At 54.1% G+C, this 25070-nt stretch carries 18 protein-coding genes; 2 read left to right on the top strand and 16 right to left on the bottom strand.

The genetic code is table 11. The features are described from left to right. The gene (locus L103DPR2_RS06660) at nt 1–786 is read right to left on the bottom strand and encodes a fumarylacetoacetate hydrolase family protein (protein ID WP_055360310.1); all 786 of its coding nucleotides are present in this window, start codon (nt 784–786) and stop codon (nt 1–3) included. A gap of 123 nt (nt 787–909) precedes the next feature. Here L103DPR2_RS06660 and L103DPR2_RS06655 point away from each other — a divergent pair, with 123 nt between their 5' ends. After that, complete coding sequence (locus L103DPR2_RS06655) at nt 910–2172, top strand: hypothetical protein (protein WP_055360309.1); 1263 nt, start codon at nt 910–912, stop codon at nt 2170–2172. A gap of 11 nt (nt 2173–2183) precedes the next feature. On the opposite strand, the gene ntrC is transcribed toward L103DPR2_RS06655, so the two are convergent. The 9 genes from ntrC to L103DPR2_RS06610 all read right to left on the bottom strand — a co-directional run bounded on the left by ntrC (nt 2184) and on the right by L103DPR2_RS06610 (nt 11587). After that, a complete protein-coding gene (ntrC, locus tag L103DPR2_RS06650; RefSeq protein ID WP_055360308.1) occupies nt 2184–3683 on the bottom strand; it encodes a nitrogen regulation protein NR(I) in 1500 nt (499 codons plus the stop codon). A 39-nt stretch (nt 3684–3722) separates the two neighbouring features. Beyond that, nucleotides 3723–4802, bottom strand: a complete 1080-nt coding sequence (gene glnL / locus L103DPR2_RS06645; protein ID WP_055360307.1) for a nitrogen regulation protein NR(II) — start codon at nt 4800–4802, stop codon at nt 3723–3725. A 7-nt stretch (nt 4803–4809) separates the two neighbouring features. Continuing rightward, nucleotides 4810–5295, bottom strand: a complete 486-nt coding sequence (locus tag L103DPR2_RS06640) for a hypothetical protein (RefSeq protein ID WP_197274915.1) — start codon at nt 5293–5295, stop codon at nt 4810–4812. A gap of 151 nt (nt 5296–5446) precedes the next feature. Then, nucleotides 5447–6862, bottom strand: coding sequence for a type I glutamate--ammonia ligase (gene glnA / locus L103DPR2_RS06635; protein WP_055360305.1), 1416 nt, complete (start codon nt 6860–6862; stop codon nt 5447–5449). Between the two features lie 201 nt (nt 6863–7063). After that, a complete protein-coding gene (locus tag L103DPR2_RS06630) occupies nt 7064–7918 on the bottom strand; it encodes a competence/damage-inducible protein A (RefSeq protein ID WP_055361908.1) in 855 nt (284 codons plus the stop codon). A gap of 35 nt (nt 7919–7953) precedes the next feature. After that, nucleotides 7954–8814: an EI24 domain-containing protein gene (locus L103DPR2_RS06625; RefSeq protein WP_231717699.1), complete on the bottom strand. Its 861-nt coding sequence runs from the start codon at nt 8812–8814 to the stop codon at nt 7954–7956. Between the two features lie 5 nt (nt 8815–8819). Continuing rightward, nucleotides 8820–9800: a sterol desaturase family protein gene (locus L103DPR2_RS06620; protein ID WP_055360303.1), complete on the bottom strand. Its 981-nt coding sequence runs from the start codon at nt 9798–9800 to the stop codon at nt 8820–8822. Between the two features lie 25 nt (nt 9801–9825). Continuing rightward, nucleotides 9826–10647 carry a polysaccharide deacetylase family protein gene (locus L103DPR2_RS06615; RefSeq protein ID WP_055360302.1) on the bottom strand — a complete coding sequence of 274 codons (822 nt, stop codon included), beginning with the start codon at nt 10645–10647 and terminating at the stop codon, nt 9826–9828. Further along, a complete protein-coding gene (locus tag L103DPR2_RS06610; protein ID WP_055361907.1) occupies nt 10631–11587 on the bottom strand; it encodes a YncE family protein in 957 nt (318 codons plus the stop codon). The genes L103DPR2_RS06615 and L103DPR2_RS06610 overlap by 17 nt, the downstream gene beginning before the upstream one ends. Before the next feature lie 151 nt (nt 11588–11738). Here L103DPR2_RS06610 and L103DPR2_RS06605 point away from each other — a divergent pair, with 151 nt between their 5' ends. Then, nucleotides 11739–12542, top strand: a complete 804-nt coding sequence (locus tag L103DPR2_RS06605) for an alpha/beta fold hydrolase (RefSeq protein ID WP_055360301.1) — start codon at nt 11739–11741, stop codon at nt 12540–12542. Here the strand turns inward: L103DPR2_RS06605 and L103DPR2_RS06600 are convergent. The 6 genes from L103DPR2_RS06600 to recC form a co-directional block, all read right to left on the bottom strand. After that, nucleotides 12491–13216, bottom strand: a complete 726-nt coding sequence (locus L103DPR2_RS06600) for a pseudouridine synthase (protein ID WP_055361906.1) — start codon at nt 13214–13216, stop codon at nt 12491–12493. The two genes, L103DPR2_RS06605 and L103DPR2_RS06600, sit on opposite strands and share 52 nt — an antisense overlap. A gap of 45 nt (nt 13217–13261) precedes the next feature. Then, on the bottom strand, nt 13262–14923 hold the full coding sequence (gene ettA / locus L103DPR2_RS06595) for an energy-dependent translational throttle protein EttA (RefSeq protein WP_055360300.1): 1662 nt from the start codon (nt 14921–14923) through the stop codon (nt 13262–13264). Between the two features lie 129 nt (nt 14924–15052). Beyond that, nucleotides 15053–15967 (bottom strand): 3'-5' exonuclease, encoded by a 915-nt coding sequence (locus tag L103DPR2_RS06590; protein WP_055360299.1) that lies wholly within the window; start codon nt 15965–15967, stop codon nt 15053–15055. A 28-nt stretch (nt 15968–15995) separates the two neighbouring features. Further along, nucleotides 15996–17984, bottom strand: coding sequence for an exodeoxyribonuclease V subunit alpha (recD, locus tag L103DPR2_RS06585; RefSeq protein WP_055360298.1), 1989 nt, complete (start codon nt 17982–17984; stop codon nt 15996–15998). After that, on the bottom strand, nt 17981–21625 hold the full coding sequence (gene recB / locus L103DPR2_RS06580; protein ID WP_055360297.1) for an exodeoxyribonuclease V subunit beta: 3645 nt from the start codon (nt 21623–21625) through the stop codon (nt 17981–17983). Before recB ends, recD begins: the two co-directional genes overlap by 4 nt. Further along, nucleotides 21622–25047: an exodeoxyribonuclease V subunit gamma gene (gene recC / locus L103DPR2_RS06575; protein ID WP_082466742.1), complete on the bottom strand. Its 3426-nt coding sequence runs from the start codon at nt 25045–25047 to the stop codon at nt 21622–21624. Before recC ends, recB begins: the two co-directional genes overlap by 4 nt. Nucleotides 25048–25070 lie beyond the last annotated feature (23 nt).

The following is a 25070-nucleotide window of genomic DNA, read 5'->3' as shown; positions in this document are numbered from 1 at the left end:
TTAAACAATCTTCACGCTCAAATTGGGCAAACGATCAATGTGCATTTCAATCACATCACCGCGCACCACAGGCCCGACATTCTCAGGCGTGCCTGAGTAAATGATGTCGCCAGGGAAAAGTTCAAAGGCTTCAGACAATTTGCTGATTTGTTCTGCAACGGACCAAATCATGTTTTTCAAATTGGAGTTTTGTTTGACTTGGCCATTGACTTTCAACCAAATGTTGCCTTCTGTGAAATGACCAATGCTGGCCAGTTTGTGCAATGCCCCGATAGGCGCTGACATGTCAAAACTTTTGCCAATTTCCCAGGGCTTCTTTTCGTCGCCCATGGCGCGCTGCAAATCGCGGCGAGTCATGTCAAGTCCCAGGGTGTATCCCCAAACCAGGTCTAAAGCTTTTGCAACGGGAATGTTGCGACCACCTTTGCCCAATGCAGCCACCAATTCGGCTTCGTAGTGGTAGTTTTTGGTCAAAGGGGGATAGGGGTGGTTGGCCACTGTGCCCGCGGCCACATACTGAATGGCATCGGTGGGTTTTTGAAAGAAGAAGGGTGGCTCGCGTGTGGGATCCGAACCCATTTCGCGGGCATGTGCCGCATAGTTGCGACCAATGCAGTAAATGCGGCGAACAGGGAACATTTCATCAGACCCCACCACCGGAATGTAAACCTGTGGCACATCAAAGGGGGTTTTGACTTTTTGCTGCGCAATGCCGGGGGTGGCGCAACCCAAAAGTGCACCGGTTGACATCAATGCTGAGCCTTGGAAAAAATTCCGACGATCCATGTGAAATCCTTCAACGTTGAACTTGAAAACAGTATGCCCGAAGCCCTAAACTCGGGCATTGGCACTATCCCCAGTCCTGTCACTTAGAATTTGGGGTCTAACGCTTCCGCACAGGAAATATTCATGTCTTTGCATTCAATTCGCGCATTTTTGCTGGCCTTGGTCTCTGCCGTCTTGGTAGCGGCCTGTGGTGGGTCCTCCAGCTCGACCACACCACCCCCACCCGAAGGCGGCATCAGCGTCGTTCCTGGTGACAGTCAAGTGACCGTGAGCTGGAAAGAAACGCCAGGTGTGGAGTATTGGATTTTTGCGGCCCCCAACAACCCCAACCTGTCCCTGAGCACTTGGTTGGCCACCACGGGGTCTACCTATCGCCTTAAAGTGACATCACCATTCGTCGTGACAGGTCTGACGAACGGTACCCCCTACTCGTTTTTCATGACAGGTCGCATCAACAGCGGACCTGGAGGCGCTGCCACTCCCACAGTCACGGCAACACCGCGCTTAGCGGGCACCACTTGGACGGCGGGTACCAACCTCAACACAGGCACCAAGACGGGCATGACTTATGGCAGTTATGTTGAAACCGCCACCAACACCACCAAGCTGGCCTACTTGGCTGTCGGCAATGGTGGGCGTCTCTATACAGCCACCAGCATCGACACCTGGACGGCACTCACACCCGTGGTCACCTCCGATTTGAACGCAGCTGAATTTGGGTTTGCCAAGTTTGTGGCCGCAGGTGCTGCTGGCAAAGTGATTTACAGCAGCGACACCAAAACATGGACTCAAGCGGCCAGCATCACCACCCAAAATTTGAATGCCATGGCCATCAACGGCAGCTTGGCTGTGGCTGTGGGTGACAACGGCACCATCATCACCAGCAAAGATGCCATCACTTGGACTGTGGCCACCAGTGTGCCAAGCACGGCGCATTTGCTGGGCGTAGCCTACACCGCTTCTGGCACCTGGGTGGCCGTTGGCGCTGCAGGCACCATTCTCACCAGCACGGATGGCGCCACATGGACAGCACAAACATCGGCCAGCACAGCCGACTTGAAAGCAGTCGGCGCCTTGGCCAGTGTTCTGAATGGCACCACCACCTATCAGTTCATTGTGGTCGGTACCAACGGCACGGTACTCAGCAGTGCTGATGCCATCACATGGACCGCGCAAAACGCCAACACCACGGCTTCTTTGAATGCCCTTTCCGCCACCAATCAATTCTTGGCCGTCGGCGCCAACGGCACCATCATCACAAGTGCAGACGGCATCAACTGGACACGCCAAGTTAGCAACACCAGCGCTGAGCTCAAAACTCTGCTGCGCGCAGAAAATCAATACATTGCCGTGAACACGGCGGGTGGCATCGTTTCTTCCAAGTAAGTTGAAAGACCCTAGCCTTCAATGTTCAATTCTTGAATTTTGCGTGTGATGGTGTTGCGGCCAATGCCCAATTTGACAGCCGCCTCAATGCGACGTCCTCGGGTGGTGGCCAGTGCAGCTTGAATCAACAAGGATTCAAAACGGCGCGTCAACACGTCCCAAACATCTTGTCGGTCGGTGCTTAACAATTGCAGTGCCTCCACTTCCAGCGCACTCTCCCAACCTGCATGGGGCCCCAAATTCACCAAGGCGTTGGCAGGTGCAGCCTGTCCCACAGCGGCAGCCTCAGTGACACCAGCATGGTCGTCTGCCTTAAGGGGTGCAAGCACAGGGTGCGTGTCTGAACTCGGTGACAAAACTTCGGGCGGTAAATCCTTGGCCTCAATCATCTGCGCTGGGGCCATCACGGTGAGCCAATGGCAGATGTTTTCAAGCTGACGCACATTGCCTGGGAAATTGAAGTGACTCAAAATTTCCAAAGCTTGATCTGAAATGCGCTTGGGTTCTACACCCAGCTGCTGCGCGCTTTGCGACAAGAAATGTTTGGTGAGCACGTGCACATCCTCACGTCGCTCACGCAAAGCGGGCAATCGCAAACGGATCACATTCAAACGGTGAAACAAGTCTTCGCGGAACACGCCTTCTTTGACGCGCTGCTCCAGATCTTGGTGGGTGGCCGCAATGACCCGCACATTGGCTTTAACGGCACTGTGACCGCCGACGCGGTAAAAATGGCCATCAGACAAAACACGCAGCAAACGCGTTTGCAAATCAAAGGGCATGTCGCCAATTTCGTCCAAGAACAGTGTGCCGCCCTCGGCCTGCTCAAAGCGACCACGGCGCGACGTTTGCGCACCCGTGAAGGCACCTCGCTCATGGCCAAAGAGTTCGCTTTCCAACAAGTCTTTGGGAATGGCCGCTGTGTTGATGGCCACAAACGGACCATTGGCGCGGGGGGAATGTTTGTGCAGTGCACGCGCCACCAACTCTTTGCCAGAGCCCGACTCGCCGGTGATCATGACGGTGACATTGCTTTGAGACAAGCGCCCAATGGCGCGAAACACATCCTGCATGGCCGGCGCTTGGCCCAACATTTCAGGTGTGGATGCCATCAACTCTTCGGCCACCTCTTCGCGCTGGCTTTCTTCCAAGGCTCGGCGAATCAACTCAATGGCTTTGGGCAAATCAAAGGGTTTGGGCAAATATTCAAAGGCACCGCTTTGAAATGCAGAGACGGCGCTGTCCAGGTCGGAAAACGCCGTCATGATGATGACGGGCAAACCAGGCAGGCGTTGCTTCACTTCTGTCAGCAAATCCAAACCTGAACCGCCCGGCATGCGGATGTCGCTGACCAACACTTGAGGCCCATCGCGGCCTTCATCCGTGTTCAACGCGGCCAAGACCTCGCGCGGGTTGGTGAAGCTGCGTGTGGCCAAACCTTCGCGCAACAAAGCCTTCTCTAGGACGAATCGAATAGATTGGTCATCGTCTACGATCCAGATAGGCTTCATGGGTCTTAACTTTCTTTATGTGGCATGCACTGAAACGGCTCAGGGCAACGGAATCAAAATTTTGAAATCAGTTCGACCTGGAACGCTTTCACACTCAATCAAACCATGGTGCTGCTGTACAAAAGTCTGCGCCAATGTCAGACCTAAGCCAGAACCCCCTTCCCTTCCCGTGATGAGCGGAAAGAAAATTCGGTCTTTGATCGAGTCTGGAACACCAGGCCCGTTGTCAATCACATGCAATTCCAATGCCAGTCGATACCTTTGCTTGCCAAAGGTGACTTGCCGGGCAATTCGTGTTCGAAAGATGAGCTGGGCATCACCCTCGGTGATGCGATCGGACATGGCCTGGGCGGCGTTGTGTGCGATGTTCAGAACAGCCTGGATCAGCTGTTCCCTGTCGCCTCTGAACTCAGGAATGGACGTGTCGTAATCGCGAACCACGCGAATGCCTCTTGGAAACTCAGAAACGATCAAGGACCTGACGCGTTCGCACACTTCATGGATGTTGACGTCCCCCACCATGTGAGGACGGCGATGGGGCGCTAGCAGACGGTCTACCAAGGTTTGCAAGCGGTCGGCCTCTCGGATGATGACTTGCGTGTACTCCGTCAGTTCTTTGGATTCCATTTCCATTTCAAGCAACTGCGCTGCGCCTCGAATGCCTCCCAAGGGATTCTTGATTTCATGCGCCAAATTGCGGATCAACTCTTTGTTGGCTTGGGCTTGGTCTATCAGGCGTTCTTCTCGGTCTTGACGGGTTTGTTGCTGAATGGGCAGCAATTCAATGATGACCTCATCCACATTGTCCGACTGCGCCACAATCACGTGAACAGGCAAGGCCTCTTCGGGATTGATGCGCAACAACTCGGAGTCATATCGCAAGGCTGCAAATTCATTTGCCTTGGCGCCATTCAAGGCATGCTTCAATGGCTGTGGGTCGGCAAAAAACTGAAGGAACGAGTCACCTTCCAAGCTTCTGCGCGATTGGCCCATCACGTCTTCTAATTCAGCATTCACAAAGAGCACAGCGCCATTGCTGTTGAGAACAGCAATGGGCGTGGCCAGCAAATCAAATGCGTGGAATCGGCTTTGTGGTAGTGATTTGGATGGCAGGGTCATGAGAGGTTCACTTCGATGTTGCAGCACTCAAAGGGCTTGCCATTTGCAAGCCGTAACGACTGAGCTCTCGCTGCAAAGCTTGGAGATCTCGCTCCATGCGCTGGACTTGCGCTTTCAATGCCATGGCACGCTGCGGGTCATTTGTCTGATGCATTGTTTCGCCAGCCAGCGGCGTCGACTTGCCACGGTTGTACTGCTGCACCAATTCGGCGTACTGAGCACTTAACTTTTGCCACTCATCCTCCAAGATGGTGCGGGCTTGCGCCTTGCGTTCAAGCGAATCAGCAGCGGGGCCCGTTTGAACCACAGAAGCATCCATGACCGCCGTACCCGTTCCTTTGTGAGAACTTGTTTGCACACGCGTGCCTTCAATTTGCGTCGGCTGCGATATGTTCAAGGGTTGACACAGTTTGGGATCAGTGGGTTGGTTGGTGATTTCTTGACCACATTTGTAAACCACTTGATTGGCTGTGGCACTGAATGCCAGTGACACCAGAACAAACGTGCCAAGACACATCCTCACGCTTGTGCTTTGCATTGCTGGACAGATGTATTTGTTCATTCGGTTTGTATCAGCCAAGAAAAAAGGACGGCCTGAGCCGTCCTTTTGAGGGTCGGGCTCAGGTGCCCAAACTCGCTGTGAATTACAGTGAGTAGTACATCTCGTATTCGATGGGGTGCACAGCTTGACGGAAGCGTGTGACTTCACCCATTTTCAATTCAATGTAAGCGTCGAGCATGGAGTCTGTGAACACGCCACCTTTTGTCAAGAAGGCACGGTCTTTGTCCAAATACTCGAGGGCTTGGTCCAAGCTGTGGCAAACGGTTGGCACCAATGCATCTTCTTCTGGAGGCAAATGGTACAAATCTTTGGTAGCAGCTTCGCCTGGGTGGATCTTGTTTTCCACGCCGTCCAAACCAGCCATCATCAATGCAGCAAAGCAGAGGTAAGGGTTGGCCATTGGATCTGGGAAGCGCGCTTCAATGCGGCGACCTTTGTCAGATGCAACGTGAGGAATACGGATGGAAGCAGAACGGTTGCGGCTAGAGTAAGCCAACTTCACAGGGGCTTCGAAACCAGGCACCAAACGCTTGTAGCTGTTTGTTGTTGGGTTTGTGATGGCGTTCAATGCACGTGCGTGCTTGATGATGCCGCCGATGTAGTACAGCGCGTAGTCTGACAAACCTGCGTAGCCGTTGCCAGCGAACAAGTTTTTGCCGTCTTTCCAGATGGACTGGTGAACGTGCATGCCGGAACCGTTGTCACCGACCAAAGGCTTGGGCATGAAAGTGGCAGTTTTGCCGTAGGCATTGGCCACGTTCCAAACCACATACTTCAATGTTTGAGTCCAGTCAGCGCGCTCAACCAAAGTGCTGAAGCGTGTACCGATTTCGTTTTGACCTGCGCCAGCCACTTCGTGGTGGAACACTTCAACAGGAATGCCCATGGATTCGAGAATCATGACCATCTCTGCACGGATGTCTTGTGTGCTGTCAACGGGAGGCACTGGGAAGTAGCCACCTTTGACGGTTGGACGGTGGCCGCGGTTGCCGCCTTCCATTTTCTTGCCTGTATTCCAAGGGGCTTCGTAGTCGTCGATCTTGAAGAACGTACCAGACATGTCGCTGCCGAAACGGACGTCGTCGAACAAGAAGAATTCTGGCTCGGGTCCGAAGTAAGCCGTGTCACCCAAACCGGAAGCCTTCAAGTAGGCTTCAGCGCGCTTGGCGATAGAACGTGGGTCGCGGTCGTAGGCTTTGCCATCACCGGGTTCCAACACGTCGCAACCCAAGATCAAAGTTGTTTCTTCGAAAAAGGGATCGATGTTGGCTGTGATGGGATCGGGCATCAACAACATGTCGGAGGCTTCGATGCCTTTCCAACCGGCGATAGAAGAACCGTCGAACGCGTGGCCGTCAGTGAACTTGCTTTCGTCAAAGTGAGAAATTGGCACGGAAACGTGCTGTTCTTTGCCACGGGTATCGGTGAAGCGGAAGTCAACAAACTTGACTTCGTTGTCCTTCACCATCTTCATTACGTCTGCGACGGTCTTTGCCATCAGAATCTCCTAAGGATGGATGTTGATAATTGGTTCTTCGGGCTTGCAGTTTTTATGCCAACAAAGGCAAGACGCCACAAATTCCCAAGAGCGCTATTGTGCCCCGAGGACAGGGTTATGACGAAGCCGCTTGCATGATTTTTTAGTGCGCACGCATGCACCATCCAAAAGCAATTAGGCACCATTATAGTGCAATGCTACTTAACGCACCATTTCGGGGCCAAACTCAACTTTGAAGGGTTGAAGGCCCGTTTTCAAGGCTGCAAAAGCCTCAGCAGAAAGACTCTCCTCGCCTTTGACGCCCAGTTCAATGTGTTTTCCCCATTGCGGATGGTCCACGCTTGGCAGACTGAAGACTTTGACACCTGGAAATTGCAACTCAATGGCTTCCATCAAGGGGGTTAGGGTTGCCTCCATGGCACCAAACACAATGACGGAACGCTCAGCACGTTTCGGGGCAGCTCCCCAGCTTTGGCAATAGACGTCCAGTTTGTCTTGCATCATGGGCCAGGCCATGACGGGGAAGCCCGGCACAAAATGAACCATGCCCTGACCTGCACCGCGGCATGTGAAACCCGGAATTTTGTTGTACGGGTTGTGAATGATCTGCGCGCCTTGCGGGAACATGCCCATGTTCAAGCGATGCTGGTTGTCTGCGCGGTCAGGCTCATAGGGCAAACCTTGCTCTAGGGCCACATCGCGCACGCGCTCCAATATCAGCGCCTTGGCCTCAGCTTGCAATGCCAGTGGCACGCCCAAAGCTTTGGCGGCACATTGCCGGGTGTGGTCGTCGGGTGTTGCGCCAATGCCCCCGCATGAAAACACCACATCACCCGATGCAAAGGCCCGCGCCAAAACGGCTGTGATGCGCTCTGGCGAATCACCCACGTACTCTGCCCATGACAACTGCAAACCACGCTCGGTGAGCAACTCGATGAACTTGGGAAGGTGCTTGTCGGCACGTTTGCCTGACAAAATTTCATCGCCAATGATGATCAGGCCAATGGCAGGTGCAGGCTGCGAGGCCTGCACTGGCGTGTGATTCAAGGAGGTCATGCGAGCCTTGTGGTGTTCAATGAAAGCGAATGCATTCAAGCATTCAATATTTTGGATTCGACATCGACGATGTCGGCGGCTTGGGTTGAATCCTTGCGCCAAGTTGCAGGCGGCTCCGCACGAACTTGTGAGAGCGCATCGAGCAAGAAATGCACAAACCAAAGTGCTGAAAAAATAAACACCAGGGTGTAAATCCAAACTGCAATGGGAATGAGGACCACAAAGGCAGCCACAAACAAGGCGCCTGAGGCCCATACCAAGCTGGGCGCCGCACCCATCAGGCCCGTGATCACTCCCATGACGAGTAACTGAAAACGATAGCGTCGCATCAACTCTAAGCGTTCGGCGCGAGAGGCATGGTCGGCCAACACGTCATAGGTCATGACGCGATAAGTCAACCAACCCCAGATGAGTGCGGGCATCACCATGGCCATGGGAGGCAACCACCACAGAGGCAAGGTCAAAACCAAAGCACCCAAGGCCAACACCACAGACAAAAGAGTCCAAGCCAAGCCCTGCAACATCGATCCGCCGCGCTTGCGTTCGAGCTGCGCAAAACGTCGATCGGCCACCATGTTCACCAAGGCGGGTGTCATCATGAAGGAGACGGCCAACAAAGACATGACCACCACCAATGGGGTGACAGCCACAATCAGCAGCAAGGGGGGCACGACCGATTTCAGGCTCATCAAGCCCATGCGCTCTAACCAAAGCCAAGCCCAGTCTAAGGTGCTGCTGGCATCCAACCAAACACGCACACTTTGCAATGCGGCATCCCAGTACAACGCCCCTAAGCCCATCACAATGACCATCATCAAGATCAAAGGGACCAGCGACAAGAAGATCACTTTGGGGTGAAAGCAATAAGCAACAGCACGCCAAAAAGAATCGGCCATGTTCCTCATGCGTTTAGCCTCCGCTCAAAAAGGCGAACCAAACCTAATTTCTGCTGAGCCCAATAACCACGGCCATAGTCTCGCCCTTCTTCGACTTGATCGCGAACGCCCGTGGGGTCGTAGCGATCGGAAAAATCAGCGGTTTTAAATAGCATGTCCCACCAAGGAAAGAGAACCCCAAAATTGTGGCCACCCAAAGTTTTTCGTCCTGCTGACTCGTGCCCAATGCCAATGCTGTGATGCAGTCGGTGAAAACGCGGACTGATCAACAAGCGATCGCCCAGCCAACCAAAACTGCATTTGAAATTAGCGTGCTGCAAGTTCTCCCACAACTGACTGACTGCCACCAAAGCTACAAACTGGCCAGGGCCGACGCCAATCAACTTGGCCACGATAGACAGCAGCATGGCTGTGATCACATCATCGAGCAGGTGATTTCGATTGTCCGTCCACAGCGTCATGTGGCGCTGCGAATGGTGCAGCGAGTGCAAAGCCCACCAGCGGTTGAACTGGTGCTGACCGCGGTGAATCAGGTAGTGCACCAAATCAAAAACAATCAAGTACAGCACAAAACTCACGGCAGCCTGATCGGTGACACCTGGCCAGATGGCATCGATGTTCAAAGTGGGAAAACCTTCAACCCGAAGCAAGCCAAAGCCTGTTTCAATGGCATTTTCAAACGTGAAAAACATGAACAACTTGAACAAGCCCAAACGCTGGACCAAGGTGTAAATGACATCTACACGCACGGCTGCTGCATCAGGCTGCTGTTCGATAGGACGCCATCTTTCCAAAGGTGCAATCAGGCACACCATGATCGCAATTTGAATCAAGCCCACCAACAACCAGCCCGTGCCTTCAAAAGCCACATCGAGCAGGTTGCCGGCACCGCCATTAAAGGCGATGGGTAGCACCACATTTTCAAACAGCAAGGTTTGCAAATTAGCAAACGCTTCCGTGAAAAAATTGACAACATTGGAAAGCATGTTGAAGCGTTCAGCCTAAGGAGTTTCAGTGAGGCACATCAGCCAAGAGTTTCGAATATTGCGGGTGCTGACGCAAGCTGGCAAAGCAAAAACCCTTTTCTTTCAAGCCTAAGACCAGAGGCTCCAGCACGGCAGGTGCCCACGGGTCTTGACGCGACCAGATGCCCAAATGCGCCATCAAAATATCCCCACTGCGGATGTTCTTCAGGGCACTTGCCAAAAGCTTTGGGTTGGGATGTGTTTGACTCGAAAGCTCGTCCCCTAAAAATCCTGCAGGCGACCACCCGACATGGGTGTAGCCGCAATCTTTGGCCGCCTGCAACAAAGCGGGCGATGTTTTGCCACCGGGCGCGCGAAACAAAGGCAAGGCCTTGCGCCCCGTCATGACTTCCAAACGATCACTGGCTTTCTTCAAATTGGCACAGTAATCCGCTGCGTGCCAGTTTAAATTTTGGCCATTCTGCTCACCTGCGCTAGGCCGAATTTTGAAATGTTGCGCGTCGATGTCGGCACGCCAATAGGCATGGTCATAAGTGTGGCTTGCAAAGTCGTGGCCATTGGCAGCTTGCGCTTTCCACCAAGGGGCCCAGTACTGGCCCAAGGTGCCGTCGCCCTCTTGCGTTTTTTCATGCGCCGCAAAATAGGTCACGGGCACTTGGTGCTTTTGTAACACTTGTGAGATCAGGGGCGCGACGCCCATGTGGCCCGTGTCAAAGGTCAGGTACACCGGCTTTTTGCACTGCGGCGTGGTGGGCACACCATTCAGGGCCCAAGCAGAACTTGTGAGGACTGAGGCCAACAAGCCCCAGCCCAAGCACTTCTTGCCGAGCTTACTGACGAGGCGCATGGTCTAAGGTCCACACACCATGCGGCGACTTGCCCACTTTGATTTGTCGAACCACTTTGCGCGTGCTCATGTCGATGACACTCAGTTTTTGCGCCCAACGTGATGCCAACAAAATGGTTTTGCCATCGGCCGTGATGTCCATGCAATCAGGACCGGTTGGGCCGGGGTATTGGTCCACCACGGTGAAGTTTTTGTAATCAATTTTGCTGATGGTGTTGGCCACTCGGTTGCTGACCAGCACGTGTTGTTTGTCACCAATGGCACGGAATGCATGCGCGCCCTTGCCTGTTGTGATTTTTTTGATTTTTTGTGCAGGACCGTTCGAAACGTCATAAACCTCCACCCCATCGCCGCCCGTCAAACCGATCAACAAGTGCTTGTCGTCGGGGGTGCCGAACACATCGGCGGGCATGGTGCCAGTTTTGACGCGCCACTTGATCGCTTGCGTCGCAAGATCTACTGCCACCAACTCATTGCTGTCTTGCATGGTGGCCCACACCGTGGTGCTCTTGCTGTCTATCCAAAGGTGGCTGGGTGTTTTGGAGGAAGATATGCGCTTGACCAAGGTGGGCGTTTGGCCATCCCACTTGTAAATGTCAAGGTGGTTGAGGCGGTTGGCCACCGTCACAAACCATTTCATGTCAGGCGAGAAACGCAACTGGTAGGGATCCAAAATGCCTGACACCACGCGCTGAACTTCTGCTGTGCGTGGATCGATAAAAGTGAGCGAGTCGGACAGTGCGTTGGCCACAATGACCGATTTTTCGTCGGGCGTGAGGTACAAATGATGGGGCTCTTTGCCTGTTGGAATGCGTTTGGTTTCTGTCCAAGTGACGGGGTCAATCACACTGACGTTGCCATCCAGCGAATTCAAAACAAAAATGGGCGCTGGCGCTTGAACTGCGGGAGCGGCAGGTGCTGGCTGCGGCGTTGCGGACATGGCAGAAGCGATGCTGAAAGTGGCCAAGCCTAGTGAGAGTGTCAGTGCGCGAAATATCATCCCTCAAGTGTACTGGGGTATTGCAACAGCGCGTTGGGGCATGGCCTCTAACTTTGACAAATTAAGGACATTCTGATGTCAAAATGTGCGCATGACGTCACCTACTTTGATCGCCGTCAAAGGTCTTGAATTAGAGGTTCTCCACATTCCTCGCGCGCAAGCCTCGAACACGCTCTCGCCCAAACCCAGCTGTGTCTTTTTGCACGAAGGTCTGGGCAGTGTGGCCTTGTGGAAAGATTGGCCCCAAAAAGTTTGCGAAAGCTTAGATTGCGAGGGGTGGGTTTATTCACGCAGAGGTTATGGTCAGTCCGAGGGCATCCCGGATGTGCGCGGCGCTGGGCGCCTTCGTGCCGACTACATGCACCATGAAGCACAGGTGGTTTTGCCCGCTTTGCTGGCAGCCTTGAACATTCAAAGCCCCCTGCTGATCGGTCACTCAGATGGCGGCACCATCGCCTTGATTCATGCCAGTCAATTTGAGGTGGCTTCTTGCGTTGTCATGGCGCCGCATGTGATGGTGGAAGACATTTCCATTCAGGCCATTTCTCAAGCCCGAGACAACTATGACAAATTAAAGCCGAGGCTTGCGGCGTTTCACAAAGATGTCGATGTGGCGTTTTGGCAATGGAACGATGTGTGGCTGAGTGAAGAATTTAGAAGCTTCGACATTCGCCCTTTGCTGCACCACATTCAAGCCCCCTTGTTGGCCATCCAGGGCATGGACGATGCTTACGGCACCATGGCGCAGATTGATGAGATTGCTGAGCAGGTGCCACATACCCAAGTGGTCAAGTTGTCCCAGTGTGGCCACAGTCCGCACAAAGACCAACCCCAGCGAGTGCTTCAGGCTTTGAAATATTTCTCAAGTTCGCTGGGCAAAATCCAACGCCACTGACCTGCCGCCAAATCTTCAGGCAATTGCAAATTGCCGATGGCACTGCGGTGCAAACCTTCAACCCGATTGCCTACTGCCGCCAGCATGCGTTTAACTTGGTGGTACTTGCCTTCGGTGAGCGTGAGCCTCAAATGTGTGTCTGACACTTTTTCGCAAGCCGCGGCTTTGACGGGTTTGGGACTGTCGTCCAACACCACGCCGGCCAACAATTTTTCAACTTGGCTGTAGGTGATCTCGTGCTTGGTAGTCACCTCGTACACCTTGGACATGTGGTGCTTGGGCGAGCTCATGCGGTGAATGAACTTGCCGTCATCGGTCAGCAATAACAAGCCCGTGGTGTCTTGGTCTAGGCGGCCCACTGCTTGCACGCCTTGCACAGCGGCCTTTTGGGGACGCGTTCTTAAGGGCGAAGGCAGCAAGGTGTAAATGCTGGGCCATGTGGATGGCTTTTGCGAACACTCAGTGCCTGTGGGCTTGTGCAGCATGAGGTAGGCACGGTCAAAGTACGGCCACTCGGTGCCCTGCACTTTGAACTTGAGGTTTTCGGGGTCGAAGAAAGCGCCGGGGTCTTCTTGCACCTCGCCATTGACGCTGACGTAGCCCTGCTGCACCAAGCCTGCGCAAACGCGGCGAGTGCCGAAACCTTGGCTGAAGAGAATGTCTTCAAGGCGCATGGGTTTCATGGCACAGCTCCGCGCATAAATTTTGCAGCCAAAGAATTACTTCAAGGCCTTGAAACGCACGCGCTTGGGCTTGGCGCCCTCTTCGCCCAAACGTTTTTTCTTGTCGGCTTCGTACTCTTGGTAGTTGCCGTCAAAGAACACCCACTGGCTGTCGCCTTCGGCGGCCAAGATGTGGGTCGCAATGCGGTCAAGGAACCAACGATCGTGGCTGATGACCATGACCGAGCCTGCAAACTCCAGCAAGGCATCTTCCAAGGCGCGCAATGTTTCCACGTCCAAGTCGTTGGAGGGTTCGTCCAGCAGCAACACGTTGCCGCCTTCGATCAGTGTTTTGGCCAAGTGCAAACGACCGCGCTCACCACCCGACAGCATGCCGACTTTCTTTTGTTGGTCGCCACCATTGAAGTTGAAGCGGCCGCAATAGGCACGGCTTGGCATTTGGAATTTGCCGACAGTGATGATGTCGAGGCCACCGGACACATCTTCCCAAACGGTTTTTTCGTTGGACAAGTCGTCCCGGTTTTGGTCAACGAAGGCCATCTTGACGGTCTGACCAACCTTGATCGTGCCACTGTCTGGTTGCTCTTTGCCAGCAATCAGTTTGAACAAAGTTGATTTACCGGCACCGTTAGGGCCGATGATGCCGACGATGGCGCCAGCGGGTACTTTGAAGCTGAGGTTGTCGATCAGCAAACGGTCGCCGAAGGACTTGCTGACGTTGGTGAATTCGAACACTTCATTGCCCAAACGCTCAGCCACCGGAATGAAAATTTCCTGTGTTTCATTGCGCTTTTGGTAGTCGTAATCGCTCAATTCCTCGAAGCGTGCCAAACGGGCCTTGCTCTTGGCCTGGCGACCTTTGGGGTTGGAACGTGCCCATTCCAATTCCTTTTTCATGGCCTTGGTGCGAGCGTCTTCGGTGCGCTGTTCTTGCTCCAAGCGGGCTTCTTTTTGCTCCAACCAAGTGGAGTAGTTGCCTTTGTAAGGAATGCCGTGACCACGGTCCAATTCCAAAATCCATTCGGCCGCGTTGTCTAGGAAGTAACGGTCGTGGGTAATGGCCACCACGGTGCCGGGGAAGCGTTGCAAGAACAACTCAAGCCAATCGACACTTTCTGCGTCCAAGTGGTTGGTGGGTTCGTCCAGCAGCAACATGTCGGGGCGGCTGAGCAACAAGCGGCACAAAGCGACGCGGCGTTTTTCACCACCAGAGAGTTTGCCAATGACGGCATCCCACGGGGGCAAACGCAAAGCGTCAGCTGCAATTTCGAGTTGGTGATCGGACGCATCGCCCGCTGTGGAAATGATGGCTTCCAACTTAGCTTGCTCGGCGGCGAGCGCATCGAAGTCGGCGTCTTCTTCAGCGTAGGCTGCATAGACTTCTTCGAGTCGAGCCTGCGCCGCTTTCACTTCGCCCATGCCGCCTTCAACCGCTTCGCGCACGGTTTCGTTGGGGTCCATTTGGGGCTCTTGGGGCAGATACCCAATTTTGAGTCCGGCCATGGGAATGGCTTCGCCTTCAATTTCCTTGTCGATGCCGGCCATGATTTTCAGCAAGGTGGACTTGCCGGAACCGTTCAAGCCGAGCACACCAATTTTGGCGCCAGGGAAGAAGCTGAGGGAAATGTCTTTGAGAATTTGACGCTTCGGCGGCACGATCTTGCCGACGCGGTTCATGGAAAAAACGTATTGGGCCATGGCTGGGATGCTCTTCAAAAGGGAGGGGAATGTGCATTTTCCGGAATGGAAAAGATAAATTCCCGAACCCGCGATTATCCCAGTCTTTGGCGCCCTGCGCCGCCCTCAGAGCGCTCGAAATCTTTCAAATTACAGGATGCGGTCACCTGATTTGCCACTTCGACTGGAAAACTGGACCCGCGCGTCTTGCGTTTCAAGCCCAATTCGGGCTGCCCTGCCCCCATAAACCTCCGCTTTAAGCCATTCGGCTTCGGCATCCAAAGCGTCTGCTGATTTCACAGCGGTGTACCAAACTCTGGCTTCTGCGTCCCAGCGGTAGCCGCGGGATTTGAGCTTGTCTTTGGTTTCAAAGGGGGAGCCGAAGGCTTTGACCACAGTGCGAGCGTTTTGGGACGCCTTGAAGAGTTGCAAGAGACCCGTGACAGCACCTTCTGGTTTGTCTGATTTCAAAGGCGTTGACAAGACACGCAGCAAGGCATGGCAGTCTACCTGTGCACGGTGGGCGTCGTAGAACCAACCCAACTCGCTGCACAAAAACTCTAATTTAGCGGAGCCCAAGCCTTGGGCTTTCCAATCGATGCCTTGGAACGAACAGGCCCAAGCCTTGTGTTCAAACACTTCAAGACGATTTTCAACGAAGGGGCGATCAAAGCCAGCGTTGTGCGCCACGATCAGGTCAGCACGCTCCACCATGTCTTTGATTTTTTCTTCATTCAATCTTTGACCCTTCACGTCTTGCGCCGTGATGCCCGTGAGCTTGACAATCTCGGGGGGAATAGGACGACCTGGGTCTTCGAAGTCTTCATAGACTTCAACCTCACCCACGGGTTTGCCGGTTTGCATGTCCACGTCCACAGCCAGCATGGCCAACTCAATGATGCTTTCTGCTCGCCAATCAAGGCCCGTTGTCTCGGTGTCCAAGATCAACACGCGTTGGGTGGGACCACCCGTACCAGGGCCAAAATCCAAAATGGGCACCAAGCGTCGCTTGACTTTGAAGTCGGGGTGCGCCGAGAGCTGATCGGCCATATCATCAAAATTCATCGCGAACTCACTGGATCTGTAAAAGGTCTTATTTTGCCGGATGAAACAAGCCATCGGCCAAACCGCCACTTCGGGTGACCCGTTGGCGCACAGCGTTGAACAAGACAGCGGGATTCGGAGCCCACCAAGTGAGCTGGGTTTTGGCACGGGTCACGCCGGTGTACAGCAACTCGCATGTCAATACAGGCGCATCGCGATCAGGCAGCACCATCAGCACATGGTCGTATTCAGAGCCCTGTGATTTGTGAACGGTCATGGCCCACACGGTTTCTACCGCATCCAGGCGCGAAGGCAGAACCCAACGCACGCCACCTTCGCCATCTGGGAATGCCACGCGCAATCCGTTTGCGGTTGGCAAACATTGACCTACATCACCGTTCATGAGGTTCAAGTGATAGTCGTTGCGCGTGACCATGATGGGTCGGCCAACGAACCAGTTATCTTTCGAAGTCTGCGGCTGAAAGCTCTTGTCACGATTGGCACTCAGGCCCAAAGCCACTGCAATGCGATCGTTCAAGGCTTGCACGCCCCAGGCGCCTTGTCTCAGAGCACACAGCACCTGAAATTCCGAAAAACTGTTGATCAATTTCAAAGCTTGCGCGTTGTCGCACACTGCGCCTGTTTGAAGAAGCGGCTTTAACTCAGACAACCAATGCGTCCAGCCCAACTTCAAAGCATTCACCACCTCGGGATGCAATGCGCCCTGTGATCTTTCGCGCCATGCGTCTGGCCAGCGCTGAATTTCCGTCAATTCATCGGACGGCGATTGACCGGTGATGGGCAATGCCTGCCATTGTTCTTTGAGCGCTTCGTGCTGACCTTCATTGATCAGCTTGGCCCATTGACCGATGGCACTGTTAGCATCAAAGCGCCGACTGACATGCAGCACAGCGGTTTGTTCAGTCAATGTGTAGGCGGTGTTGTTGTGCGCTTGTGTTTGCTCATCCGACTGCACTGCACCTTCGCACAATTGCGACCACACAGCACCTGCTTCGACCGAGGCCAATTGGTCTTTGTCACCCAACAAAACCAATCGTGCATGTGCAGGCACACACGCCATCAAGCGGGCCATCAGTTCCAAATCAATCATGGACGCTTCATCGACCACCACCAAGTCAGTGGCCAAGATGGGGGCTTTTCTAGCTGCAGCATCTGGGTTGTATTGCAACAGTTGGTGCAAGGTGACCGCTTGGGAAGGAATGCCCTCTGCCCAGCCCTCTGGCAAACTGGCCAAAGCCGATTGAATCGATGCACTCAAACGGCTTGCAGCCTTGCCTGTGGGGGCGGCCAAATGAATGCGCAAAGTTTGCTGTTGATCTTTCGCCGCACCTTGCAGCAATGCCAAGAGGCGAACCACGGTGGTGGTCTTGCCGGTGCCAGGGCCGCCCGTGATGAGGGTGATGCCAGCGCGCAAAGCCTTGGCACATGCAACGCGCTGCCAATCTGTGGCTTGCGCTTCATCACCAAACAAAGCCTTGAGTTTTTCTTCAGTATCTTGGGGTACTTCGAACTGAGTGGCCAGGCGCACTTGAATGGCGGCTTGAATGCTTTGCTCTGCTTGCCATGCACGCCTTAAATAAACGCGTCGAGGCTGACCGTCCGCCTGCTTGGACAAGACCATGGGCGAATGATCACCCATTGCCCATGGCATGGATTTGGCGGCCTCGGCCCATGGGTTCACGGTCTCAGAAAACAAGTCTGCGGGTGCCTCTTTTGCATGCGTGCTTTGCTGCTTTAAGGCTTTCACTTGCGCATCCGACCAGTCGAGCAAATGCGACGGGTCTTGCCATAAAAAAGCCAAGTCTAAGCAGGCGTGGCCGCGTCCCATTTGGTAACTGACCAACAGCGCCATCACATCATGCAAAGGATCGGTGCTGGCTTGATGCGAATTCAAAAATTTCAACCAGGCCACATCCAAAGGCGTCCACGGCCAAGTGACTGAAGTGGCCGAACCGGCTGGAGCGGCTAAGGGTTGAGGCACATTGAACTTTGGCAGAGTGGAAAGTTGCAAGCTCATGCGACACCCTCCACGGCAACAGCAGATGGCACCGCTTTGAAAGCGTCATCGAGGGCTTCAATCAGCGCAAGGGGTGGTTTGTTGAAATACACCCCCTGCCCCACTTGGTCGATGCCGCGCAAGTAAAGGTACAGCACGCCGCCAATGTGCTGCTCGTAGTTGTAATGTTTCAAGCGCGATTTCAAAAGACGGTGAACGGCCAAGATGTACAAGGTGTATTGCACTTCATAGCGATGGCTCAACATGCTGGCCTCGATGCTGTCTTGTGTGTAAAGGGGTAGCTTGTTCGATTTGTAATCGAGCACGTAATAGCGACCTTGATGTTCCAACACAATGTCCATGAAGCCTGTCAACAAACCATTCAGTTGTTGCGCTTGCAAGCTGGGACGCGCTTGGCCTGGATGCACCGCTTGGCTGATGAGATGGTCAATTTGCTGTGTTGACACACCATGTGTTTTGAATGTGAAACCCATTTCGGGCCACGCGTTGAGGCTGTTCAGTTGGGACAAACTGAAACAATGTTGATCTGACCCCAATTGTTCCAATTGAGTGGAGGCGCATTGGCGAATGAGTTGCAGGCAGAGGTTTTGGTGCTCGGGGCTGAGTTGCAAGCTGTCGGCTTGGGTTTGCCACCAGCGCTGCCAGCGGATGTTGGTTTCTGCAGAAATGGCGTGCGCTTCCTGCAACAATGGCCAACTCTCTTTGAGTTGCCATTCAAAGATGTCGTGCAGCAAAGTGCCGTAGGCACTGCCTGCAGGAAACGCGTTGTACAAAGGCTGTGAGGCGATGGTGTTGGCCGTGGTTTCTTCAGGATTCAGGTCGTCGGGTTTTGCAACCGGGTTGTCGATTTGCGAATCTAACCAACGCGCCTCCCGCGCCAAGCCCGAGTCAGAGTCCGAACCCAAGGACAGCGCATGGCTGCCGGACAAATTACGGGTCAAAGCACTGAAGCTGGCGGTCCATCCCGAGCGGGGCAAGGTGCGTGTCGGTTGTCTGGCTGGCGTTGGCGCTTCTTCTTGCGTGATTTGAGGTGACTCATAGAAATGGTCGTTGGCCTCAGGCGCAGACACCACGTCGATGTCTTCGCAGGCAGCCCAGTTTTGCAATTTCTCTTGCAAGTCATCGACCGATGTGCGCCTCAACAAAACGCTCAGGGCACTTTGCGCTTGTGCTTCTTTGGCTTTGAAATCGTCCTTGCGCTTGGCAACGCCCATCCACATGGCTTGCTGGGCCCGGGTGAGTGCCACGTATAACAAGCGAATGTCTTCTTGCAAGCGCTCTTCAGGGGAGCGAAGTGACTCGTCCTTGTCCTCTCGGAAGTTGGACACAAACGGCAAGAAGACCAGGGGGTACTGCAAGCCTTTGGCCTTGTGAAAGGTGATGACCTGTACCAATTGCGCATCGGTTTCAAGGCGCATTTGCGCCGCTTCACCTTGCGCTTGCGGGTTGGCCAATTGGTCGGTTAAAAACCGCAACAACGCTGTCTCACCTTGCAAACTGAGGCTGGCAGACTGCAACAACTCACCCAAATGCAAGAGGTTGGTCAAGCGCCGCTCGGCGGTGTCACCCTCTGCCTGCATGCGCCTGCCGATGTCTTGCTCGTGCACCATTTTGTAGAGCATGGGCAAAAAGCCTTGACGCTGCCACGTGGTGTGCCAAGCATTGAAGCGCTCGACCCAGATGTCCCATGCGGCCTCGTCGTTGATCGACTGTTCAATTTCAGCCAGGCTTAAACACAAAGTGCGCGTGGTCAAAGCGGCGCGCAGCAGCTTGGCATTGCGCGCCTGCAAAACAGCTTCTAAGATGCAAGCGAGGTCAAGCGCTTCGCGGGTGGCATAAACACTGTCGCGGTCGGACAAGTAGACGCTGCGAACACCGCGTTGAGCGAGGGCTTGTCGAATTTTTTTGGCCTCATTGCCGTCTCGTACCAACACGGCCATGTGACCAGGTTGCGCAACGCGTTGGTTCAGCAAGCTGACCATTTGGGTGGCGCAAATGTGCGCCATGGCGTCGCCATACTGGGTGCCACTGAGGGGTTTGTCTGCGTGTAGGTGCCACACCGTCAGCGCGGGTACTTTTTGCCCATTTGGAAAGAGCAGGCTTGTGGCTTTGGCCGGTGTAGGCGTTTGCACCTGTTCAAAGGGCACTTCTCCAAATGGCGCTTGTGCTTGAACAAAGAGATGATTGACCGCATGGACCACTTCTTGGCTGGAACGGAAATTTTCCGTCAAAGTCCAAATTGATTCAGCGGCATGACGTGCGTTCAAATAGGTTGGCAGGTCTGCACCGCGGAAGCTGTAGATGGCTTGCTTTGGATCACCAATCATCAAGAACGCGCTGGGCGTCAGTGATTGCGCGTGATCTTGTTCCGGCGATGAGTTGGCGCCGTAGATACAAGACAAGGATTCGTATTGCCAAGGATCAGTGTCTTGAAACTCATCAACCAAGGCCACTGGAAATTGCGCGCGAATGATGGCGGGCAAACGACTGCCATCCGCATGCAAGGCTGCATGCAGTCGTTGCAGCAAATCTGAAAAATCAAAACTGGCCAAGTTTTTCTTTTGCTGCAAATAGGCACGCCCCACTTTGACTGCAGCGTGTTGAAGCAGGTCCACACCCACATCGGGTTCTGCTTCGAGGTGCATCATCCACTGGCCAATGGCCGACCACACACCGTGCGCATCCAGCATTGGCGACGCATCTTTTTTCAAGCTGGCATTGAGCTTTTCAAGGGTGAACTTTTTCAGGGTGTCGATGTCGGCTTCTTCACCGGAGGCCCATTCCGACAAGTGAGAAATAAAGTAGCCATGCTTCTTGGGAACATAGATGTTGCCCTTCAGGTCTTTGGCCAGTGCATTGTTTAACTGATTCAAAGCGATGGCCATGTGCTCGGCCATCAACTGCCGCGCAGTCGACTCCAATTCATCGCACGTTGATCGCCACTGCGCCCACGCCTTCAAGGCGGCTTGAGGATCAGGGTCTTGCGACGCGTCGGGAAATCCACCGGGCGATTTTTCAAACTTCTGCCAATGCGATTGGATGTTTTTCAAAAGCGCATCGGGTGTCGCCCCCAAAGCCTTGAGGGCCCCAAGCTGCTGACCCTCCAGTGGATAGACAAATTCACGCCAGTAATCTTTGACCAACTTCAGCTTCAAAGCAGGCGCATCGTCCAAGCGTTTCTGGTCAAACAAACTTTGGCTGTCGAAGGCGTGCTGCCGGAGCATGCGACTGGACCAACTGTGGATGGTGTAGGTGGCGGCCTCGTCCATCCACTGCGCTGCCTCTTCTAAACGCGCGGCATGCGCAGCATTGTGCTCGGTGCCTAGCGTGGCTTGTAAATCGCGCAGAAAATCATCTGCGTCTTGCACCTGGCCTCTGAAAAACTGCGCTGCTTGCGCCAAGCGTGAGCGAATGCGATCGCGCAGTTCAGCGGTGGCGGCTTCTGTGAAGGTCATGACCAGAATTTGCGGTGGCATCAAGCCCTGACCTTGCCAACCATGGCCCAAGATCAGGCGCACATACAAGGCTGCCAGCGTCCAAGTTTTGCCGGTACCTGCACTGGCTTCAATCAGTTGAATGCCTTGAAGGGGCAGTTTCAACACATCGAGTTTGTGAGTGGCCAAGGTGCTCATATTGCTCATGGCGCCTCACCTTCCATGCAAGCCACTCGGATCAAATCTTCGTACAGCAAAGGCGCCCACTGAGGGAGCGCATGGCGCAGAAGATCAAAATGATCAAACGAACGTTGCACATACAAAGAACGCGCCAAGTCGGTGTCTTCTGCAAAGTTGTCGGCAAAGGCTTTGCTGGCTTTGTCTAAAGATTTTTCCAAAGACTGCGCCAACATCTGCTCATCGCGAAGGTCGGCATTCGCCTCTTTGTTGGCTTGCGCCTGTTTGGCTTGCTCCGTTACAAAGGCCAAGCCTGCCTTGAACGTCACAGGCAAGGGCTGTACCCAAGCATGGCGATAAACCGTTAACCACTGGGAGAGCAATTGCTTGGCGCTTTCTGCTTCCAAGCTTGGCAAAACCGCCACGCCATCCAAACCCACAGCAACAGAGCGCACCTTGTATCCCGCAGCGCACATCAACACATGGCTGGGCCACAAATTGATCAGGACATCTGCACGTGCAGTTTGTTGGTCCTTTTGACCCGTGGCTACTGCGCCGGGTCGGCTGGTGATTTGCAAATACCCCAAGTCGCCTTGACGCAAATTGGTTATTTCAGCTGAGATGCGCACATTGCCCCAAGGCATGGACAACAACAGATCAATGGATAGCGCGGCCAATTCGGTGGGGTAATTTTCAGAATAAGGTGCGGCGCGGTCTTTGACGCGCAGCGCTGCCTCGTACTGTTGTTTCAACACGCCTTGACCCGCTGCACCCATGGGCAGCAGCCCCATCAAAGTTTCTGCTTCCAGATGTTGCGCGATGTCGTCCGCTTCAAGCAATGAGCGGCCGACCAAGTAACGGTCTAAGCCAGAGAGTGCAAAATTCTCATCGTCTTGCAGCGCCTCTTCGGGGCCCTTCAGTTGCACGCCTAATCGACTGCGCCAATAGACCTCAACGGGTTGTTTGAGCAGGCGCATGCATTCGCTGATCGGCCATTCTGTGATGACGGGCAAATCGGCATCTGATTGCGTTGGTACTTCTTTCAACAATGGTGGCTGAACTGCAGCCATCAAAGCTGAACGCGCAGCTTGCGCTTTTCCCCAATCGTCCGCATATGTGAAGAACTTCGCATTCGGCTGAAAATATTGAGCAGAAAAAGCTTGCAAGGGCTGCAGGCAGGCTGGTGTTTCAGGCGTAAACCGTGCTTTGAGGGCATCGCGCAATTGCGAGACCAATACCGAAGGCGGCATGAGCTGGTTGTCAGTGCTTCGTCGGCCTTGCCAACTGATGTACAGCTTTTCACGGGCAGACAAAAATGCCTCTAAAAATAAATAGCGATCGTCTTCGCGTCGCGAGCGATCGCCTGCACGCCAATGATCGGTCATCAAATCAAAATCGCGTGGTGTGCTTTGGCGAGGATAGGCACCATCGTTCATGCCCAACAGGCACAAGCCTTTAAAGGGAATGGCGCGCATGGGCATCAGGGTGGAAAACTGCACGCCGCCGCCAAAGAAGCGTTGCTGCAAGCCCGCCGATTCCAAAGCCGAAAGCCAATGTTCGCGAACCACCGTCAGTGGCAAGGGCTCAGACAGACCCGCTTGATCACACAGCGACTGCCATTGCGTGAGTTCTTGTTTGAGGCGGAGCAACATGCGCTCGTCGGCTTCGTTGTCGGGTTCAAAAAAGCGCGCCATCAAATCATGCATCACCGCAGACCATTGGGCAGGCGTGTGCGCATGGCACAACTGCTCAAGGCTGATGGCCACAGCCTCTAGCCAACTGGCCAGATGCCCCACCTTTAGCGCACTGAGGCCAGCCACTTGCGGTAAAGGCAAGACACCTTGCCACGCTGCGTTGCCATCAGCTTGACCTGCGGCATAGCCCAAGAGCAAACGCTGCAAGCCATAGGCCCACGTGTTTTGCTGCGCATGCGGCATGTCAGTGGGGATGCCCCACTTTTGGCGATGCGCCAGATCTAAACCCCAACGCACAGCCGCCGCTTGCAACCAGTTTTTCAGGGTGTGTACATCGGCTTCGTCCATTTGGAACTTGCGACGAATCGCTGAGACTTCAAACAAACTGAGCCACTCAGACAAAGTGATGCGGGCCTCTGGTAAGTTCAGCAAAAACTCCAGCGCCTGCACCAAAGGCACTTGCCTAGGCGTGGTATCGGCAACAGAAAACGGAATGTGCCGTGGATGCTGCGGCGGAAAACGGCCAAACACGGCCTGAATGTGGGCTGCAAATGTGGCCATGTCGGGCACCATCACCATCACATCCGTAGGCTTCCACGCGGGGTTGTGATCAAACCAATCCCAAAGCCGGTCATGCAAAATTTCGACCTCGCGTTGGGCAGAATGTGCTTGGACCATTTGAATGCTGCCATCGTCGACCAGCGCTTCTGGCGCGGCGGGCATCGGATTCAAGGTAAGAATGTCGGATTGAATTTTTTGCAAGCGTGTGGGCTTTGCCTGCGCAGTGACGTCTGCAGGGTCCACAAAATAGCTTTGCTTGCTCATCAAGCTCAAGGCATTTTCGGGTTGGTCAAAGCGCTCAAGGGCATGCAAATAATCGCGGCCTTGTTGACCCCACGAAGCCAGCAAAGAATTTTGCTGCGCCATCAGGTCCATGTCATGGCCCCAATATTCTTGGCAAGGGTTTTGCACCATCAAAACGACTTGCGACCAACGCCCCAAAGCCGCCAAGGCTTCCACCACCTGCAACGGCAAGTTGGAGATACCAAACACCACAATGCGTGGCGGCAAACCTTCTGGCATCAAAGCACTGGGTTGTTGCACCTTGCGCATGAATTGCGAGTGCACTTCTGCGCGGGACACGCACTGCGAAGCCAACTCGGGCACTTGGGTCTGCATCACATCTTGCTGCAACAACTGCCACAACTGCGCTTGCCACACTTGATCGGGCGCCAAGGCTTTGCGTTCACCCATGTGCTGCAAAACGAAGCGCCCTTCGGCCCAATCGCTTAGCCAATCGGCACGGTAACTTTGATAGCCGTCAAACACATCGGCCACTTGCTGCGCCAATTGATAACGCTGCCGGCCCAAGGGATCGTTTTTGACATAGGCCAGCAAGGGGGCCACTTGATGGGTTTGTGCAAATTCGGGCAGCAATCGCCACAGTCGCCAGACCAAGGCTTGCTTGTCAAAAGGCATGGCCACCGGCACGACCGAGGGCCCCAGAACCAAGCGGTACATTCGCCAAACGAAGCTGGAGGGCAATTCGGTTTGGGTGGCCGCACAAATGCCCATGGCACTGTCGTCGGCCAATGCCATTTCTAACCAGTGCTTCATGCCATTGCTTTGCACCAGCAGAGTTTCGGGCACCAAGGGCGGCAAGGGATTGTTTTTCAGCAAGCCTAACGTGAGATCGCGCAGGTCTTCCAGGCGGTTGCCATGGAACACCATGAATCCTGGTTGAAGTGCGTGGGCCATGAAATGAAGCTTGCGTTTGTCTG

Origin of the sequence: Limnohabitans sp. 103DPR2, from assembly GCF_001412575.1 — a bacterium.
In the GTDB taxonomy this organism is placed as follows: Bacteria; Pseudomonadota; Gammaproteobacteria; order Burkholderiales; family Burkholderiaceae_C; genus Limnohabitans_A.
Note: the sequence above shows the minus strand (reverse complement) of the source record. Positions and strands in the feature narration are given on the sequence as shown.